The following is an 18,970-nucleotide window of genomic DNA, read 5'->3' on the forward strand; positions in this document are numbered from 1 at the left end:
GCACCCCAGCGTCGCTGCGGCGGCGGCAGGGTAGCTGAGATGTCCTCGGTCGAAGGATTTCTGGCGTATCTGCAGGTCGAACGTCAGGTGTCGGCGCACACGCTGGATGCGTATCGGCGCGATCTTGCCGCGTTGCTGAGCTGGGCAGCCGAGCACAAGGATGCTACGGGTGCCGCGGTCGGGTTGGACGTCGCACAGCTGGACAGCGCGCAGCTGCGTCAGTTTGTTGCGGCAGAACACCGGCGCGGCCTGTCCGCCAAGAGCCTGCAGCGGCGCCTGTCTGCATGCCGCAGCTATTACGCCTGGTTGCTCAAGCACGGCCGTATCGCGGCCAGCCCCGCGGCGGCGTTGCGGGCGCCCAAGGCGCCGCGCAAGTTGCCGCAGGTGCTCGATGCCGATGAGGCCGTGCGCCTGGTCGAGGTTCCGACGGATGCGCCGCTGGGCTTGCGCGATCGCGCATTGCTGGAACTGTTCTATTCGTCGGGGTTGCGCTTGAGCGAGCTCTGCGCATTGCGCTGGCGCGATCTGGATCTGGCCAGCGGCCTGGTGATGGTGCTGGGCAAGGGCGGCAAGCAGCGCCTGGTGCCGGTGGGTTCGCATGCGATTGCGGCCTTGCGCCAATGGCAGCGCGACAGCGGCGGACGTGCCGAAACGCATGTCTTCCCCGGGCGCGCCGGCGGTGCGATTTCGCAGCGTGCGGTGCAGATCCGCATCAAGCAATTGGCCGTGCGCCAGGGCATGTTCAAGGACGTGCACCCGCATATGCTGCGGCACAGTTTTGCCAGCCATATCCTGGAGTCGTCGGGCGATCTGCGCGGTGTGCAGGAGCTGCTCGGTCATTCCGATATCGCCACCACGCAGATCTACACGCACCTGGATTTCCAGCACCTGGCCAAGGTCTACGACGCCGCGCATCCGCGTGCCAAGCGCAAGAAGTCTACCGACTGAGCGGCTGATCGTCGCGGACCGGGCAGGCACGCGATTGCATCGGCGCGCTCGGCAGGTTGCTGCAGTGTCAGTGCGCAGGACTGGGCGAACGCACTTGCAGGGGTGTCATGTCCGAACACGGCGAGCGGGCCCGGCATGCGCGCGTCATCCTGGGCTTCCAATCCCTGGAAGATCAACATGGCCACCTTCCGTCTGACCGGACTCGATCCGGCCCTGTTCACCCACCTGCATGGACTCGACGATGCTGCGCTGGCAAGCCATCAGGCCGTGCGCGTGATCGCCGATGCCGACCATGGGTTTCCCTGTCGCGTCAGCCTGCAGGATGCGCGCGCGGGTGAACCGCTGCTGTTGTTGCCCTACCTGCATCAACCCGCCGACTCGCCCTACCGCGCCAGCGGGCCGATCTTCGTCCGCAGTGCGGCGACACCGGCGCAGCTGCAGCCCGATGCGGTACCACCGGCGATCCGCTCACGGCTGATATCGCTACGTAGCTACGATCATCGTGATCATCTGGTCGCCGCCGAGGTGTGCGCAGGGGAACAGGTTGCCGCGTGGCTGCGGCATTGCCTGGATGACCGGCAGATCGCCTACGTGCACCTGCACCACGCACGCCAGGGCTGTTACGCGTGCCGTGCGGAACGTGTGGGGTGAATCATCCCAGGGGCGATGCAACGCGCAAGCACGGTGGCCTGAGTGGTCCGCGATGAGGCATCGCGCGCGCTGCCGTAGCGGCGCCTGGCGCGCGCCCATGCGTCGGCGCTGCGGTCTGCGGCGCATCGGCGCAGCGCGCTTGAACCCGGCAGGGGCGTCCCCACCTCATTGGAAACCCCCGGAGGACCCATGGACCCCAGCCAGAATCCCAACATCGTTCACGCCACCACCATCATTTCGGTTCGGCGTGGTGGGCACGTCGCCGTCGCGGGCGATGGCCAGGTCACGCTCGGCCACACCGTCATGAAGGGCAACGCGCGCAAGGTGCGCCGGCTCGGTCGCGAGGGTCAGGTCCTGGCCGGGTTTGCCGGTGCCGCCGCCGATGCGTTTACGCTGTTCGAACTGTTCGAAGCCAAACTCGACAAGCATGGGCAATTGACCCGTGCCGCCGTGGAGTTGGCCAAGGATTGGCGCACCGAGCGCCGCCTGGGCAAGCTCGAAGCGTTGCTTGCGGTCGCCGATAAAGAAACCTCGTTGATCATCAGCGGCACCGGCGATGTGATCGAACCGGAAGACGGCATCATCGCCATCGGTTCCGGCGGCTCGTACGCCTTGTCGGCCGCCCGCGCGCTGCTGGCGCACACCGAGCTCGATGCCAAGACCATCGCCACCGAAGCGATCAATATCGCTGGCGATATCTGCATCTATACCAATCGCAACGTGGTGGTCGAGGAGCTGTGATTCGGGAGTGGGGAATCGGGAATCGCAACAGCGGTTTCGGTTCCACCCCGACGACATAGGCTATTGATTTCGCGCTTGCGATTCCCCTTTCCCCATTCTCGATTCCCCAATGCCAAATTCCGATACTTCAACCATGACTCCGCGCGAAATCGTGCAGGAGCTCGACCGTCATATCGTTGGCCAGCACGACGCCAAGCGCGCGGTGGCCATCGCGCTGCGTAATCGTTGGCGGCGCATGCAGCTGCCCGAAGAGCTGCGCAACGAGGTGATGCCCAAGAACATCCTGATGATCGGCCCGACCGGCGTCGGCAAGACCGAGATCGCGCGACGTCTGGCAACCTTGGCCAATGCGCCGTTCGTCAAGGTGGAAGCCACGCGCTTTACCGAAGTGGGTTACGTCGGCAAGGACGTGGAGCAGATCATCCGCGATCTGGCCGATACCTCGGTCAAGTTGTACCGCGAGCAGGCCAAGGTGCGTGTGCGCAACCAGGCCGAAGAACGTGCCGAAGATCGCATCCTGGATGCGCTGCTGCCACGCCGCGCAGCCGGTATTGGCTTCGATCCGGAAGCCGCGCGCAACGAGCCGTCGTCGCAGGACAACGATACCCGCATCAAGTTCCGCCGCATGCTGCGCAATGGCGAGCTGGACGAGCGCGAAATCGAACTGGACGTCGCGATCAACGCCAGCATGGACATCATGACCCCGCCGGGCATGGAAGAAATGGGCCAGCAGCTGCGCCAGATGTTTTCCAACCTGGGCAGCGGCAAGTCGCAGAAGCGCAAGCTCACCATCAAGGCAGCGCGCCCGCTGTTGATCGAAGAAGAAGCCGGCAAGCTGGTCAACGAAGACGACGTGCGTGCAGCGGCGATCGAAGCCTGCGAGCAGCACGGCATCGTGTTCATCGATGAAATCGACAAGGTCGCCAAGCGCGGCGAAGCCGGTTCCAACGGCGGCGATGTGAGTCGCGAAGGTGTGCAGCGCGATCTGCTGCCGCTGGTGGAAGGCTCCAACGTGTCGACCAAGTACGGCACGGTCAAGACCGACCATATCCTGTTCATTGCCTCCGGCGCCTTCCATCTGGCAAAGCCCAGCGATCTGATTCCGGAGTTGCAGGGGCGCTTTCCGATCCGGGTGGAACTGACCGCGCTGACCAAGGCCGATTTCGTGCGCATCCTCACCGAGCCCAAGGCCGCGTTGATCAAGCAGTACGAAGCCTTGCTGCAGACCGAAGGTGTCACGCTGACCTTCGGCGCGGACGCTGTCGACCGCCTGGCCGAGATCGCCGCGCAGGTCAACGAGCGGCAGGAAAACATCGGTGCGCGGCGTCTGCACACGGTGTTGGAGCGTCTGCTCGATGTGCTGAGCTACGAGGCGCCGGATCGCGACGGTCAGAGCGTCACCGTCGATGCGGCCTATGTCGATGCGCAGCTCGGCGAGCTGGTGCAGGATCCGGACCTGAGCCGCTACATCCTCTGAGCGCAGCGCACCTGCGCGCACCTGCCGGATGCAATGCATGGATGGCATCGGCATCAAATGCGTTGCAAGCACGGCAGGAACGCCTAACAGAACGATGCAAGAGGTGGCTTTGTTAGCCGCATCCTGTCAGATGTAGTCAAAAGCCGAGTCGGTCGAGGGCGCGGCGCCCTCACCGCTTGCGGGACACGCCGTGAATCCGTCCCTGGAGGCTCGGTGGCGGCATCCATGCCGCCACACGGTCCCGCAAGCGGCGAGGACACCGCACCTAACGTTGGTCGGCGCTCGCATAAAAGCTGCTTGTTGCCCGACTTGCGTAATGCGTTGCTTGCACATGCACGCCGACCATCTCCGCTAGTCCTGGCCCGCGCACCGTCGCGGGACCTTACGCGGCATGGATGCCGCGTAAGAGCCTCCATGGACGGATTTACGGCGTGTCCTGCGATGGTGGGCGGGCAAGGGCCCTGCAGCCAAGCTGCAGATCAGCCGCCCTGCAGCCAAACCGCTGCAGCCAGGCGGCAGATCAGTCCCCGCAACGAAGGTCCAACTCATCGGCTCTGCATACATCTGCCTGAAGTCGTCTGTCAGCAGCTCCCAGCGAACAGCATCACGCCACACGGCCGGCCTTCTCGTTGCAGTCTTTCTTTCCTCACGTGCCGAGGAAGGCGCCCGAAGAGTGGATGGAGGCAGTACGTCAGCCGTCATCTGCACCGCACATCAAACCCGTTGCACCCAGCAAACCGCTCAGTCCTCGCCGATATCCTCGTTCCACACGTCCGGATTGGCCGCGATATAGCCGCCCAGCAGGTCGATGCAGTCCTGGCTTTGCAGGTCGATGACGTTGACGCCGTGTTCGCGCAGCCAGGCGATGCCGCCCTGGAAAGTGACCGACTCGCCCACCACCACGGTGCCGATGTTGAACTGGCGCACCAGTCCGCTGCAGTACCAGCACGGCGCCAGCGTGGTGACCATGATGGTGTCCTTGTAACGGCGCTGACGGCCAGCCTTGCGGAAGGCATCGGTTTCGCCATGCACGGACGGGTCGTTCTCCTGCACGCGGCGGTTGTGGCCGCAGCCGAGCAGGCGCCCGTCGTTGTGATACAGCGCAGCACCGATCGGGATGCCGCCTTCGGCCAGGCCCTGGCGGGCTTCGGCAATGGCGGTGTCGAGCAATGCGCGGTAGTCGGGGGTGGTGATCATGTGGACTCCATCGTGGCCGCGCCGGCAGGGCGCAGCATGTCGAGATGTGGGATGCCGTCTTCCAGATACGGCGCGGACGACGGCGCAAATCCATGCGCCGCGTAGAACGATTGCAGATGCGCCTGTGCACCCAGCTGGATCGCGCTGCCCGGCCAGTGCGTATGCACCAGGCCGATGCCCTCGCGCAACAAGGCGTGCGCCAAGCCGGTGCCGCGAGACGCGGCCGCAACGACCACGCGGCCGATGCTGGGTTCGGCGTAACTCAGTCCCGGCGGCAGCACGCGCAGGTAGGCCGCCAGCGCGCTTGTGTGGGTGGTACCCAGCACATGCAGCACGCCGGGATCGGTATCCTTGCCATCCAGTTCCGGGTAGGCGCATTGCTGCTCCACCACGAACACGTCCGTGCGCAGGCGCAGTAGCGCGTACAACTGCAGTGTGCTCAGCTGGGTAAAGCGCAGCTGCTGCCAGTGCAGGGGAGGCGTGGATGTGGAAGGCATCGGCGCATGATAACGGCATCGCTTGCGGGCGGCAGGCCGGCAGGCGCGCCACGAGCGGCACGAGCGCGCAGGACGATGAGACCGTCGGTGCTGAGGCGGACAGTGCCATTGCCGATGGTGTCCACGTGCGCCGGACGGGGCGCCGGGAGCGCCTAAAACGTAGCCTGCAGTGGTCCGCTAGATGGGGGCGACGCACTCGTCACCGCAGCGAATGAGTGGCCCACGCCACCCGAGCACAGGCCGCGCCCGCTGTGAGGTTGCCGATGCGTTTCGCTGGCCGCCCCTGCGTGCATGGCGTCGGCAGCGTTCAATCGGCCTTGCTGTCTGTATCGACCGCCACCACCACCGACATGCCCGGGCGCAGGCGCGGCGCCAGCGGCTGGTCGGGGTCGACGCTGATGCGCAGCGGAATACGCTGGGCGATCTTGACGAAGTTGCCGGTGGCGTTGTCGGCCGGCAGCACGCTGAATTCGGAGCCGGCGGCCGGAGAGATTTCCTGCACGTGGCCTTGCAGGCGTGCGTTGTCCAGGGCATCGACGGTAAAGCTGGCGCGTTGGCCGATACGGATCTTCGCCATCTGGGTCTCCTTGAAATTGGCCACGATCCACAGCGTGTCCGGCACCAGCGACATCAACTGCGTGCCGTTGGTGACGTAGGCGCCCTGACGTACGCCGAGCTGGCCGAGCTGGCCATCGCGCGGGGCCAGGATGCGCGTGTTGTCCAGGTTGATCTGCGCCAGTTGCACGGCCGCTTGCGCATTGGCCACTGCCGCTTCGAGCGCTGCGCGATTGACGGTGACGCTACGTGCGTTTTCTTCCGCGGCCTGCACTGCCGCACGCGCCTGCGCTACGCCGGCGGTGGCCTGGGCGCGCGCGGCAAAGGCGGTGTCGCGGTCCTGTTCGGACACCAGTTTCTGGTCGGCCAGCTGTTGCGCACGCGCATAGGCCGAGCGCGTGCGATCGCTCAGCGCCCGATTGCTGCTCAGCGCTGCGCGTTGCTCGGCGATGGTCGCTTCCGCGCTATGGCGTTGCTGCTCCCAGTTGGCGAGATTGGCTTGCGCCGTCTGCACTTGCGCCTTGGCCTGTTCGAGCTGCTGGGCGTAAATGCGGTTGTCGATGGTGGCCAGCAGCTGGCCACGTTTGACATGCGCAAAATCCTGCACGGTGACCTGCGTGACATAGCCGCTGACCTGCGGCGCAATGACGGTGATCTGGCCATGCACCATGGCATTTTCGGTGCGCTCGATCGCGCTGACGAACGGTGGCAGCCGCCATGCGTACAGCACCAGCGCCACCCCGATCAGGGCAAGCCCGCCAAACCCAATCGCGCCGGCGATGCGGCGACGGCGGCGACGGGCGCGATCGGAGTCGGCAGTGGGGTCGGCAGTTGTATTCATGGGCGCGCAGTGGAAGCGGAAGGGGAGGGTGACACGGGAGGCCGCAGATAGCGTCGCCACACCAGCACGGACAGGATCCACACCCCCGTGGCAATGGCGATACAGCCGATCAGCAGAAACACATCGTTATAGGCCAGCACATTGGCCTCGCGCGTTGCCACGTTGCCGAGCGCACGCACCCCCTGCGCCTGGCGCAGCGTCGGGTCGCCGATGGTGCGGCCATACAGGCTCGCATACGCCTGCACGCGCGCGGCCACCTGCGGGTCGGTCAACACCAGATGCTCGACCAACTGGCTGGAATGGTATTTCTCGCGGAGGATCTGCACGCTACCGAGCAGGGCGCTGCCGAGCAGCCCGCCCATGTTCTGCGCCATGCCGAACAACACGATGAAGCTGATCAGATTGCCGGGCTGGGCGATCACCCGGCCCAGCCCGGCCACCATCGCCGGGCCGATGAAGAAGGTGCTGCCGAAGGCCAGCAGGAACTGGCTGACGTACATCTGCTCGGGGCGGGTGAGGCTGGTGGCATCGGCATCCATGAAACAGCCGACACAGATCGCCGCCACCGCAATGATCAGGTGCTCGGCCACGCGCGCAGGGTTGATCAGCCATGCGCTTGCGGCAACCCCGACCACCGCGCCCAGCAGCATCAGCGCGAACAGGGTCTGCAGCTGATCGTTGGCCAGGCCCAGGGTCTGGAAGAAGCCGATCGCGCCAGTGCTCTGCTCGGACAGCACCAGCCGGATCAGCAGGATCGCCAGGCCCAGCCGCAGCATGTCGCCGCTGGCCAGCCAGCGGGTATTGATCATCGGATTGCGGCGGTTGTGTTCGATCCAGGCGGCCATGCACAGCAGCACGATGGAGGTCGCCAGCACCACGCCCAGCCACGGCGTGCTGGTCCACCACAGCAGTCGCCCCAGCGACAGCACCGCGGCCAACCCGGCCGCGCCGGCCGCAAACAGGGGGAACGTGACGAAATCCAGCGGCTCGAACACCCGGTAGCGGTCGCTGGGTGGCAGCTTGAGTGCCAGTACGCAGGCCAGCGCGAAGATCGCCAGCCCGAACTCGAACAGGTACAGGCCCTGCCACTGCCCGAATTCCAGCAGGTCGGTGGAGAACACCCGCGCCAGCGGCAACGCCAACTGGGTCACACCCAGGCCCAGCACCACCGCCTTGAGCCGGTACTTGCCGGGAAATGCCTGGATCACGTAGTACAGCCCCAGCGAGCTGAGCGCCGCGCCGACCAACCCGTGCGCCGCGCGCACGGTGATCGCCGAACTCAGGCTATGCACGAACAGGTGCGCCAGCGCGATGGCCGCATACAAGGCCAGGAAGATCTCGGTGAAGCGGCGCAGCCCGAACTGCTGGCGAAACTTCACCAGCAACAGGTTGGCCGACATATTGGTCATCACGTAGGCCGCCGGCAGCCAGGCCATTTCGGTGGCGTAGGCGCCCAGGCTGCCTTGCAGATACGGCAGGTTGGCGGTGACCAATGCGTTGCTCAGCCCGCCGGTCAGCGCCACCACCAGGCCCACCAGGCCGTACTGAATGCGGCGCCGGGTCGGGTGCAGCGGCGTGGATGCCGACCCCGGCAGGGTGGGCTTTTCGTGGGGCTGCCAGTCGCGTGGGGCGTACTTGTCGGGCACGCAAGGCTCGCAGGGCCGGTTGCGGAAGAGTTCGCGATTGTGGTCCGGTTGCGGTCATGGTGGCGTCAGCAGTGCGATAATCCGGGCATGAGCGAATCCCCCTATACCTCCGGTACCACCCATTTCGGCTTTCGCGATGTCGCTGCCAAGGACAAGCAGAAGCTGGTCGGCGAAGTGTTCACCTCGGTCGCGCGCAACTACGACCTGATGAACGATCTGATGAGCCTGGGCGTCCATCGCGCATGGAAACGCTACTTCGTGGCGACCGCGCAGGTGAAGCCGGGCGACCGCGTGCTGGATCTGGCCGGCGGCACCGGCGACATCGCCGTGCTGCTCAAGGAGCGCGTGGGCGACGAGGGTGCCGTGGTGCTGGGCGACATCAACGCAGGCATGTTGTCGGTGGGTCGCGACCGGCTGACCAATCGCGGCCTGGTGGCCGGCTTCGACTACGTGCAATGCAATGCCGAGGCGCTGCCGTTTCCGGATCAGAGCTTCGATCTGGTGACCATCTCCTTCGGCCTGCGCAATGTCACCGACAAGGACGCCGCACTGCGCGAGATGTATCGCGTGTTGAAGGTGGGCGGCCAGGCGCGCGTGCTGGAGTTCTCCGAAGTCACCGCCGAGTGGTTCAAGCCGATCTACGACTTCCACTCGTTCAAGATCCTGCCCAAGCTGGGCCAGTTGTTCGCGCGCGATGCCGACAGCTACCAGTACCTGGCCGAAAGCATCCGCAAGCATCCGCCGCAGGATTCGCTCAAGGGCATGATGGGCGAGGCCGGATTTGCGCGCTGCCACTACAAGAATCTGACCGGCGGCATCGTGGCAATCCACTCCGGCTACAAGATCTGAATCCGCCGCACGGTTGAGTGCCGACGCGGCGCGCGCATCACGCGCCGCGCCTGGTAGTGCGGTCGCCGCTTGTGTTCGCTTGAGGCGGCCTTGCGTCGCGCGCGGTCCGATGCGCCAACGAATTTCTGAGACTTTCGTCGCGTTGGCTCCACCATTGGTCGGCGACACTAGGCGCTCTTTTGCCGGAGAGTTGGATGCGCTTATACGCCGGGCTCTCGCGCGTGTTTCCCCGTTCCTTCAGCGCCAAGTTGCTGGCGGTGACCTTCGTCGGGATCCACCTGCCGCTGCTGTTGTTGATCGCGTGGCTGGCATCGCAGAGCGAGCTGGAAGGGCGCATGTTGTGGTCGGTGATCATCGTCGCCCTGCTGGCCACGCTGGCGGGGACGGCATTGACGCTCTCGGCGCTGTATCGCCTGCTGGCGCCGTTGCGTATCGCCGCCGACGCGCTGGACACGTATTACGCCGACCAACGCCTGCCCAGCCTGCCCGAGCATGGCGACGACGAATTGGGGCGCCTGTTGCGCGGCATCAACCGCAGCCTGCGCGGGATCGATGCCGGCATGCGCGATCTCAAGAAGCACGCCTTGTTCGATCCGTTGACCGAAGCGCTGAACCGGCGCGGCTGCGAACAGGCGATGCGCGATTCGGTCGCCGCCTCTCAACGCGAAGGCTGGCCGTTCGTGTTGTTCGTGTTGGACATGGACAACCTCAAGCCGATCAACGACCGCTTCGGCCACCTGGCGGGCGACCGCGTGCTGGTGCGGCTGGTGGAGTCGGCCTACGGCTGGCTGGGCGCGCAGGACTGGATCGGGCGCTGGGGCGGCGATGAATTCCTGATCGGCGTACATGCCAGCGAAGACGACGCCACGCTCAAGCTCAATCAATGGCTGTCGATGCTCGAACGCGAAGATGGCGAGGAGGCGCCGTTGCATGTGAGCGCCGGCAGCGCGGTGTGCGAGCGTGGCCTGGATGCCACCGAGCTGTATCGCCGTGCGGATGCTGCGATGTATCGCGCCAAGTTCTCCGGCGGCCGGCGCCTGGTGCGCGACGGGCACGACACGCCGCGCAGTCATCCGGTGGTCTAGGCGCGATCCGGAGATCACCTGGCGGCCGGGCCACAGGCCGGTGCGCGCGGCGCGCGGGCGGCATGCATCACTCCAGGCTGCGGCTGCTGCAGACGGTTCGCTCCGATGCACGCAGCGACATGGGCATGGTCTGACCGGCCGCCAGGCGCTCGCCTGGCGCCGTACGGGCAGGCGACGGCCCGGGGCGTTAAAATGCCCAATTCCCTCGCTGCGGTGCCATCGATGCGCTTCCCGTACCTGTCGCTGTCCCTGGCCGTGTCCATTGCGCTGGCCGGCTGTTCCAACGAATCCCCATCGCCGGCTGCCACTACCGCTGCGCCGGCCGCCACCGCCAAGGCTCCCGTGAAAGCAGACGCCCGCAACCACGACGAAAGCTCCTACGCCCAGCCGCAGCTGGTGGTGATCAAGGATCTGGCGCTGGACCTGAAGCTGGACTTCGACAGCAAGCAGATCGGCGGTACCGCCACCTATACGCTGGAGTGGAAGGACAAGGCGGCCAAGCAACTGGTGCTGGATACGCGCGAGCTCAGCATCGCCCAGGTGCAGGCCGACGACGGCAAGGGCGGCCTGGCGCCACTGCAGTTCGCGCTGGCGCCGGCCGACAAGACCTTCGGCAGCAAGCTCACCATCGAGACGCCGAACCAGCCGTCCAAGGTCGTGATCACCTATCACACCGCACCGACCGCCTCCGGCCTGCAGTGGCTGGAGCCGTCGATGACCGAAGGCAAGCAGCTGCCTTTCATGTTCAGCCAGTCGCAGGCGATCCACGCACGCAGCTGGGTGCCGTTGCAGGACACCCCGAGCGTGCGCTTCACTTACAGCGCGCATGTGACCTCGCGCCCGGACGTGATGGTGCTGATGAGCGCCGACAACGACCCCAAGGCCGCGCGCGACGGCGATTACAGCTTCAAGATGCCCGAGCCGATTCCCTCCTATCTGCTGGCGATCGCCGCCGGCGATGTGGTGTTCAAGCCGATTTCCGCGCGCTCGGGCGTGTGGGCCGAGCCGGCGATGGCCGACAAGGCCGCCAAGGAATTCGAAGACACCGAAAAGATGATCGGTGCGGCCGAAAAACTGTATGGCCCGTATCGCTGGGGCCGTTACGACATGCTGATGCTGCCGCCGTCGTTCCCGTTCGGCGGCATGGAAAACCCGCGCCTGACCTTCGCCACGCCCACCGTGATCGTCGGCGACAAGTCGCTGGTGTCGTTGGTCGCCCACGAACTGGCGCATAGCTGGTCCGGCAACCTGGTGACCAACGCCAGCTGGAAGGACATCTGGCTCAACGAAGGCTTCACCACCTACGTGCAGGGCCGCATCACCGAAGCCTTGTACGGCGTGGAAATGGCCGAGATGGAGCGCGAGATCGACCAGGGCGATCTGCTGGCCGAAGTAAAGGACATGGCGCCGGCCGACCAGGCGCTGGCGCTGCCGCCGCTGGCGCAGCGCGACCCGGACGAAGCCTTGAGCCAGGTGGCCTACGTCAAGGGCGCGTGGTTCCTGCAGTTCTTGGAGCAGCGCTTCGGCCGTGATGTGTTCGACCCGTTCCTGCGCGGCTGGTTCGACGATCATGCGTTCCAGAGCGCCACCACCGACCAGTTCGTCGACTATCTGCAGAAGAACCTGCTGGCCAAGCATCCCAACACCGTGAGCGCGGCCGAAGTGGATGCCTGGTTGAAGCAGCCGGGCATCCCGGCCTTCGCTGCCAAGGCGCGCTCGCGCAGCTTCTCGATCGTGGACACGGCACGCATCGCCTGGAGCGGTAGCGGCACCCTGCCGAGCAAGCAGGTCACCAGCGAGTGGAGCACGCAGGAGTGGGTGCATTTCCTCAGCGGCATGGGCGCCACCTTGAAGCCCGAGCAGCTCAAGCAGCTGGATGAGGCCTATCACTTCACCGGCACCCCGAACGGCGAGATCGCCATGCGCTGGTATCCGTTGGCGATCCGCAGCGGCTATATGGAGGCACGTCCTGCCGCCGGCGAGTTCATCGAACGCGTGGGCCGTCGCAAGCTGGTATTGCCGATCTACGCCGAACTGTTGAAAACCCCGGACGGCATTGCATTCGCCGAACAGGCCTTCGAAAAAGCCAAGCCCAGCTATCACCCGATCACCACCGCCTCGGTGGCCGAGATGATCGCCAAGGCCAAGGCGGCACCGCAGCCGACGCAGCCGTAATGGCAGGGAGGGCGTTGCGCCGCCCTCCCGTCGCGGCAACACGCCGCCGTAGGAGCGCACCCGGGCGCGACGGGGCTTTCCCGGTGAGGCCCGATCGCGCCCAGGTGCGCTCCTGCGACGCGGGGTAGCTGATCGCGGGTGGTGCGGTAGGCCGGTATCGTTGCCGCTGCCGTCCATGTCTTCCGGAACCGACGGTGCAGTCGCGCCGTGGTGCATCCCCGCCCGCCGCTTCCATCGCCGCACCGTGCCCTGCAACTACCGCCGTAGGAGCGCACCCGGGCGCGATGGGGCATTCCCAGTGCAGCCCGTCGCGCTCGGGTGCGCTCCTACGATGCGCGGCTAGCTGATCGTGCCATGGGGCGTGCTGGTATCGTTGCCGCTGAATTTGCCCTGGAGTCGACGATGAAGTATCTGCTGAGCGCGGCCTTGTGCGTCGCTGTAGTGAGCGGCTGTACCGATCGCGAGGCGCAACGTCAGGCGCAGGAAGCCGCACAGGCACAGGTCAAGGAAGGCCAGGCCAATGCACTCGCCAAGCAATACGACGAGGCGGTGAAAGCGCAGAACTGGGACATGGCGCGCGCGCATGGTGCCGCACTGCTGGAAGGCTACGCCGGCACCGCCGCCGCCACGCGCATCGAACCCGGGTATGCCGACATCAAGGCCAAGGGCGAACAGGCGCGCGAGCTGCGTCGCATGCAGGCGCTCTGGCAGTACTCGCAGGTGCCGGCAAAGGGCGGCACGCAGCGCTCGGCGATGATCGACGCCAAGCAGCCCGTGGATGTCGACGGCAGCGGACCCAAGCCGGTGAGCCTGGTATTTCGCGATCACCCGCAGTGGAAGCGCCACAGCTATCTCGTGCTCAAGGCCGGCGATTTCAACTGCTATGGCGGCTGCAAGGTGCAGGTCTCGGCCGATGGTGGCGCACCACGCGCGATGGCCGCGCACCGCCCCGATACCGATGAAGCGATCGCGATGTTCATCGACGACGACAAGGCGCTGTGGAAGCTGGTGCGCAACGCAAAGCGCATCAGCATCGCCTTCCCGGTCAAGGCCGGCGGCACGCGCACCGCAGAGTTCGACGTGGGCGGCCTGGATACCACCCAGATGCCGGGCTGGAAATAATCCATGGATGGTGCAAGCGCTGCCCGGCTGCCGCTGTCTGCCTACCGGCATTGGGTGTTCGACATGGATGGCACGCTCACGCTGCCGGTGCACGATTTCGCGTTGATCCGGCGCGAGCTGGAGATCCCGCCCGAAGATGACATCCTGCATCACCTGGCTGCATTGCCCCCCGATCAAGCGCAGGGCAAGCACGCCTGGTTGCTGGAGCACGAGCGCGCACTGGCTGAAGCGGCGCGGCCTGCGCCGGGCGCGCAAGACGCGGTGCGCGCGCTGCACGCGGACGGCTGCCGCCTCGGTTTGCTGACCCGCAACGCACGCAGCCTGGCGAAGGTGACGCTGGAGGCGATCGGCCTGGACGATGCCTTCGCCTGGGACGACATCGTCGGCCGCGACGAGGCCGCGCCCAAGCCTGCGCCCGACGGACTGCAGTATTTCCAGCAGCGTTGGGCGGTGAGTGCCGCTGCAGTGCTCATGATCGGCGACCACCACAACGACCTGGCCTGCGGCCGCGCGGCCGGCGCGGCGACCGTGCTGGTCAATACTCCCGGCGATCCCTGGCCCGGCCTGGCCGATTGGCGCCTGCGCGATTGCAGCGAACTGTTGCAGCGATGGCAGTCCCGCGCAGACGGCTGACCTTGCATCAGTGGCGTCTCGCCGCCGGTAGAGCGATGACGCGCCGCCGGCTCGCACGCGTCGGCGCATCAACTGCCCCTTTCCCCGCGGGAGAGGGGGTGGGGTGAGGGGACCGAACGGATCCCCGGTGCCGCTTCAACTGCACGGTGGCTGCGCCCCTCCCCGCATCCACCCCTTCGGGGCAACTTCGCCCAAAAGGTGAAGGAACAGGCGCGTGGCGTCGCGCTACAGCCCCGCTTCCCGCAGGAGATGGGCGAGGGTACGGATCAAGCGCAGTCCATCAGATCCCCGGTATCGGGCTGCAACAGCGCACGAACGTGAACGCGTCGGCGTTGGAGCACCCTTCGGTCCGCCCCGGCGCATTCCTCCAACGGCAGACCAGCGCGACAGCGTCGCGTCCCTCTCCTTGCGGCCTTCCACCAAGCCACAGGCCCGGGAACATCTCCCTCGTCCGGCCGACCAGCGTTTCCGCCTCCTCTACTGAAGCGTTTGCGCCCAACCTGTTCCATTGCTGCTACAGCACGCCCGGCGCAAAGTGTGCCAAATCCGTTACACCGCTCGCGCGGCATTCACTGCGTCCATACAAAGCCCTGACACCGCAAGGTGCTGCGACGCAACAGCGCGCTGGCACGCGCTGTGCTCTGTCCTCTCGCGGTACCCACCCGTTTGCGCCGTCGTCGCGCGCATCAAACGCAGTGGCTGTTCGTTCGATTGGATTGTTCACCGAGAGGGGTAGACGCATATGCACCAATCTTCCTGTCGCAGCATCCGCAGCGGCGCGTTGCTGATGCTTGCGCTGAGCGCCGTACTGGCCGGCTGCAAGAAAGACACGCCGGCCGAAACCGCAGCGCCCGCACCTGCAGCCACACCCGCCGCCGCGCCGCCCGCCGCCGCCGTGGTCGATACCGATAGCGAATTCACCGCCAACGCCAGCAACGCGGACAACTGGGGTGGCGTCGGTCGCGACTTCGCGCTCACTCGCCATAGCCCGCTGGCCGAAATCAACCGCGACAACGTCAAGAACCTGAAGATGTCGTGGGAGATGAAAACCGATGCCACGCGCGGCCACGAAGGCCAGCCGCTGGTGATCGGCAGCATCATGTACATGGTCAGTGCGTATCCGAACAACGTGTTCGCGATCGATCTGGCAGCGCAGGACGACGGCGGCAAGGTGTTGTGGAAATACACCCCGCAACAGGACGAACGCTCGGTGGCGGTGGCCTGCTGCGATACCGTCAACCGCGGTGCGTCGTATGCCGATGGCAAGCTGGTGTTCGGCAGCTTGAGCGGCGATGTGATCGCGCTCGATGCCAAGACCGGCAAGGAAGTGTGGAAGCAGAAACTCGCGCATCCGGACAAGGGCGAAACCATCACCATGGCGCCGATCATCGCCGACGGTAAAGTGGTGGCCGGCATCAGCGGCAACGAGTTCGGCGTGCTCGGGCGCGTGGCCGCCTACAACCTGTCCGATGGCAAGCAGGCGTGGTCCTGCGATGCGGCCGGTACCGACAAGGCGATCTGCCTGGGCCCGGACTTCAACAAGGCCAATCCGCAGCATGGCCAGCTCGGCGACCTGGGCGTCAAGACCTTCCCCAATGACGAATGGAAGCGAGGTGGCGGCGCGGCCTGGGGCTGGTACAGCTACGACCCGAAGTTGAAGCTGGTCTATTACGGCACCGGCAATCCCGGCCTGTGGAGCCCGTCGTATCGCTGCGGCAAGACCTCGCATGAGGAATGCAACAACGGCGAGCACGACAACAAGTGGTCGATGACGCTGTTCGCGCGCAAGATCGATACCGGCGAAGCGGTTTGGGGCTATCAAAAAACCCCGTTCGACCAGTGGGATTACGACGGCATCAACGAGCCGATCCTGGTCGACCTGACCATCGACGGCAAGCAGGTTCCGTCGGTGGTGCAGTTCGACCGCAACGGCTTTGCCTACGTGCTCGATCGCCGCGATGGCACCTTGCTGCGCGCGCACAAGTTCGTGCCGGCCAACTGGGCCGAACGCATCGACATGAAGACCGGCCGGCCGGTGAAGGTGGCCGCGCATTCGCCGCTGGAGCGCGGCAAGAAGGTACAGGCGTTCCCCTCGGCGATGGGTGGCAAGGACCAGCAGCCGTGCTCGGTGGATCCGGCCAACTCCGCAGTGTTCTTCTGCGGCACCAACAACTGGCACATGGAGCTGGAACCGCAGGAACGCGGCAACACCATGATGGGCCTGCCCTACGTGTTCGCCAACGTGATGATGAAGCCCAACGAGCCCGGTGCGCTGGGCATCGTCAAGGCCTTCGATGTGGTGGAAGGCAAGTCCAAGTGGGAGATCAAGGAGAAGTTCCCGGTGTGGAGCGGCACCCTGGTCACCGACGGCGGGCTGGTGTTCTACGGCACGCTCGATGGCTGGTTCCGTGCGGTGGACAAGGACACCGGCAAGAAGCTGTGGGAGATGAAGCTGCCGTCCGGCATCATCGGCAACCCGATCGCCTACAAGGCCAACGGCCACCAGTACGTGGCGGTGTTCTCGGGTATCGGCGGCTGGATCGGCCTGCCGGTCGCCGCAGGTCTGGATCCGTCTGATCCGTACGGCGCGCTGGGGGCTGCCGGGCTGGCGTTCGGCGCCGGCTTCGACAAGATCCCGCTCGGCGGCATGGTGCATACCTTCCGTCTCGATGGCGCCGGCAAGACCGTGACCGCCAGTGCCACCGCCACTGCGGCCGCCGGCGGCGGCACCGCCAACGCAGCAGCGAAGACGGCACGATGAGATCCACGCAAGGCGTTGGACGCGCACGTCGGCAGAGCCCTGCCGGCGTGCGCGGCATGACCTGGCACCTGCGCAAGGTGCTGGTGGTTTGCAGCCTCGGACTCGTCGCCGCAGGTTGCACACGCGAGCCGTCTTCACCGGCGGCTCGCGCTTCTGATTCCGGGGCGGCGCCCACAGCGGCGCCTGCATCCACGACAGCGCCAGCCTCCGCGCAAACGCCGGCCAACACGCCGCCAGCGGCGCCTGATCCCACGGTGCTGCGCGTCTGCGCCGATCCGGGCAACATGCCGTTGTCCAACAAGGCCGGCGAAGGCTTCCAGAACAAGATTGCGCAAGTCGTCGCCGATGCCATGGGCCGGCGCCTGGAATACGAATGGCGCACCTATTACCAGCGCGGGCTGGCGCGCAGCACCATCACTGCCGGCCGCTGCGATCTGCTGATGGATCTCAACAGCGATTTCGAGCAAGGCCTGACCACGCGCCCGCTGTACCGCTCGACCTACGTGCTGGTCACGCGCAAGGGTTTGAATCTGGTGCCCGCATCGCTGGACGATTCGGCGCTGAAAAAACTGCGGCTGGGCGTGTTTCAAAGCTCGCCCGCCCGCCAGGCGCTCTACGAGCACGGCATCAGTGGTGAGGTGCAATACCTGTTCTACGACTCGGCCACCGCGCCGGAAGAACATCCGGGCAAGCTGGTGGAGCGTGTGGCCGCCAACGAACTGGATGCGGCCGAATCCTGGGGCCCGGTCGCCGGTTACTACGCCGCACGCAGCAGCCTGGGCGTGGTGCCGTTGAACACCATCGACGATGCGGTGCTGGAATATTCGATGGCATGGGCGGTATCGCGCAAGAACGCCGCACTGCGCGATGCATTGAACACCGCGCTGCAGGACAACGCCGCCAAGATCGCCGAGATCCTGCGCAGCTATCACGTGCCGCTGGTGCGCTGCAGCGACTGCATCGTGGCTGGCGACCTGCCATCGCACGGGCCTTACGTCACACCGGCTTCCGCATCGACCGCGCCGAGTCCTGCCGCCTCGTCGCAGGAGCTGGCGCAGTTGCAGTTACGCATTGCCGATGGTGCAGACCCCAACCAGGAGCTGGCGCATGCGCTGGATGCCGGCGATGCAGTGCGTGCGGCGTGGTTGCTGCGGCATGGCGCCGATGCCAACACGCCCAACCTGCTCGGTGAGCCGCCATTGCATCAGGCCATCCGCAATCAGGAACCGGATCTGGTCGGGCTGTTGCTGGATGCCGGTGCGCGCCTGGAGGCGCGCGATGCCAGTGGCTGGACTGCGCTGATGAAAGCCGCGTGGGCCAATGATGCCGATAGCGTGACCCGGCTAGTGGGCAAGCGCGCGCTGGTCGATACGGTGTCCGGCGATGGCTGGAGCGCACTGGATCTGGCGGTCTCGTATGCCGACGCCAGCGTGGTGCAGGCTTTGCTGGCCGCGGGGGCGAACGTCAGGCGCGCCAATGCCAAGGGATTCACGCCGGTGATGTTTGCGGTGGCGCGCGACGACCCCGCCATCCTCGATGCGCTGCTCGCGCGCGGTGCCGATGTGGGGCATGCAAACCAGGCCGGCGTCACCGCCCTGATGCTGGCCGCAGCGGCCGGACGCGAGGACGTCGCCAAGCGTCTGCTGGCGGCCGGTGCCGACCCGGCGGCGCGCGACCGTGATGGCAAGACTGCTGCGACATTGGCACAGGACCGTGGCGATGCCGCGTTGGCTGCGCTCCTCAGCGAGGCCAGGCGCCCCTCCAGACGCTGACTGTTTCATCCGCCGCGTGC

At 66.0% G+C, this 18,970-nt stretch carries 15 protein-coding genes; 11 read left to right on the forward strand and 4 right to left on the reverse strand.

The genetic code is table 11. The annotated features are described in order from the left end of the window. The first annotated feature begins 39 nt into the window (after positions 1 to 39). From xerC to hslU, 4 genes are all read left to right on the forward strand, one after another. Complete coding sequence (gene xerC, locus VZ068_RS03845; protein WP_349656960.1) at positions 40 to 948, forward strand: tyrosine recombinase XerC; 909 nt, start codon at positions 40 to 42, stop codon at positions 946 to 948. Between the two features lie 177 nt (positions 949 to 1,125). Then, complete coding sequence (locus tag VZ068_RS03850) at positions 1,126 to 1,599, forward strand: DUF1203 domain-containing protein (RefSeq protein ID WP_259155296.1); 474 nt, start codon at positions 1,126 to 1,128, stop codon at positions 1,597 to 1,599. A gap of 189 nt (positions 1,600 to 1,788) precedes the next feature. After that, positions 1,789 to 2,340, forward strand: coding sequence for an ATP-dependent protease subunit HslV (hslV, locus tag VZ068_RS03855; protein ID WP_005997221.1), 552 nt, complete (start codon positions 1,789 to 1,791; stop codon positions 2,338 to 2,340). 109 nt (positions 2,341 to 2,449) lie between these two features. Beyond that, entirely contained in the window at positions 2,450 to 3,817 is a 1,368-nt protein-coding gene (gene hslU / locus VZ068_RS03860) for an ATP-dependent protease ATPase subunit HslU (protein WP_259155292.1), read from the forward strand. 741 nt (positions 3,818 to 4,558) lie between these two features. Here the strand turns inward: hslU and VZ068_RS03865 are convergent. From VZ068_RS03865 to VZ068_RS03880, 4 genes are all read right to left on the reverse strand, one after another. Continuing rightward, entirely contained in the window at positions 4,559 to 5,014 is a 456-nt protein-coding gene (locus tag VZ068_RS03865; RefSeq protein WP_259155290.1) for a nucleoside deaminase, read from the reverse strand. After that, positions 5,011 to 5,511 (reverse strand): GNAT family N-acetyltransferase, encoded by a 501-nt coding sequence (locus VZ068_RS03870; RefSeq protein ID WP_259167556.1) that lies wholly within the window; start codon positions 5,509 to 5,511, stop codon positions 5,011 to 5,013. Before VZ068_RS03870 ends, VZ068_RS03865 begins: the two co-directional genes overlap by 4 nt. Before the next feature lie 307 nt (positions 5,512 to 5,818). After that, positions 5,819 to 6,907 (reverse strand): HlyD family secretion protein, encoded by a 1,089-nt coding sequence (locus tag VZ068_RS03875; protein WP_349656961.1) that lies wholly within the window; start codon positions 6,905 to 6,907, stop codon positions 5,819 to 5,821. Beyond that, entirely contained in the window at positions 6,904 to 8,553 is a 1,650-nt protein-coding gene (locus VZ068_RS03880) for an MFS transporter (protein ID WP_349656962.1), read from the reverse strand. The genes VZ068_RS03875 and VZ068_RS03880 overlap by 4 nt, the downstream gene beginning before the upstream one ends. Positions 8,554 to 8,640: 87 nt before the next feature. Here VZ068_RS03880 and ubiE point away from each other — a divergent pair, with 87 nt between their 5' ends. From ubiE to VZ068_RS03915, 7 genes are all read left to right on the forward strand, one after another. After that, on the forward strand, positions 8,641 to 9,402 hold the full coding sequence (ubiE, locus tag VZ068_RS03885; RefSeq protein WP_046965330.1) for a bifunctional demethylmenaquinone methyltransferase/2-methoxy-6-polyprenyl-1,4-benzoquinol methylase UbiE: 762 nt from the start codon (positions 8,641 to 8,643) through the stop codon (positions 9,400 to 9,402). A 194-nt stretch (positions 9,403 to 9,596) separates the two neighbouring features. Beyond that, complete coding sequence (locus tag VZ068_RS03890; protein WP_259155286.1) at positions 9,597 to 10,487, forward strand: GGDEF domain-containing protein; 891 nt, start codon at positions 9,597 to 9,599, stop codon at positions 10,485 to 10,487. A 222-nt stretch (positions 10,488 to 10,709) separates the two neighbouring features. Continuing rightward, entirely contained in the window at positions 10,710 to 12,662 is a 1,953-nt protein-coding gene (locus tag VZ068_RS03895) for a M1 family metallopeptidase (RefSeq protein ID WP_349657643.1), read from the forward strand. Positions 12,663 to 13,064: 402 nt separating this feature from the next. Beyond that, positions 13,065 to 13,784 carry a hypothetical protein gene (locus VZ068_RS03900; RefSeq protein ID WP_349656963.1) on the forward strand — a complete coding sequence of 240 codons (720 nt, stop codon included), beginning with the start codon at positions 13,065 to 13,067 and terminating at the stop codon, positions 13,782 to 13,784. 3 nt (positions 13,785 to 13,787) lie between these two features. Then, entirely contained in the window at positions 13,788 to 14,417 is a 630-nt protein-coding gene (locus VZ068_RS03905; protein ID WP_349656964.1) for an HAD family hydrolase, read from the forward strand. Between the two features lie 742 nt (positions 14,418 to 15,159). Then, a complete protein-coding gene (locus VZ068_RS03910; protein WP_349656965.1) occupies positions 15,160 to 17,178 on the forward strand; it encodes a methanol/ethanol family PQQ-dependent dehydrogenase in 2,019 nt (672 codons plus the stop codon). Then, positions 17,175 to 18,950 carry a quinoprotein dehydrogenase-associated putative ABC transporter substrate-binding protein gene (locus tag VZ068_RS03915; protein WP_349656966.1) on the forward strand — a complete coding sequence of 592 codons (1,776 nt, stop codon included), beginning with the start codon at positions 17,175 to 17,177 and terminating at the stop codon, positions 18,948 to 18,950. The genes VZ068_RS03910 and VZ068_RS03915 overlap by 4 nt, the downstream gene beginning before the upstream one ends. The last annotated feature ends 20 nt before the right edge of the window (positions 18,951 to 18,970 follow it).

This window comes from Xanthomonas sp. 10-10 (genome assembly GCF_040182365.1).
GTDB lineage: Bacteria > Pseudomonadota > Gammaproteobacteria > Xanthomonadales > Xanthomonadaceae > Xanthomonas > Xanthomonas arboricola_F.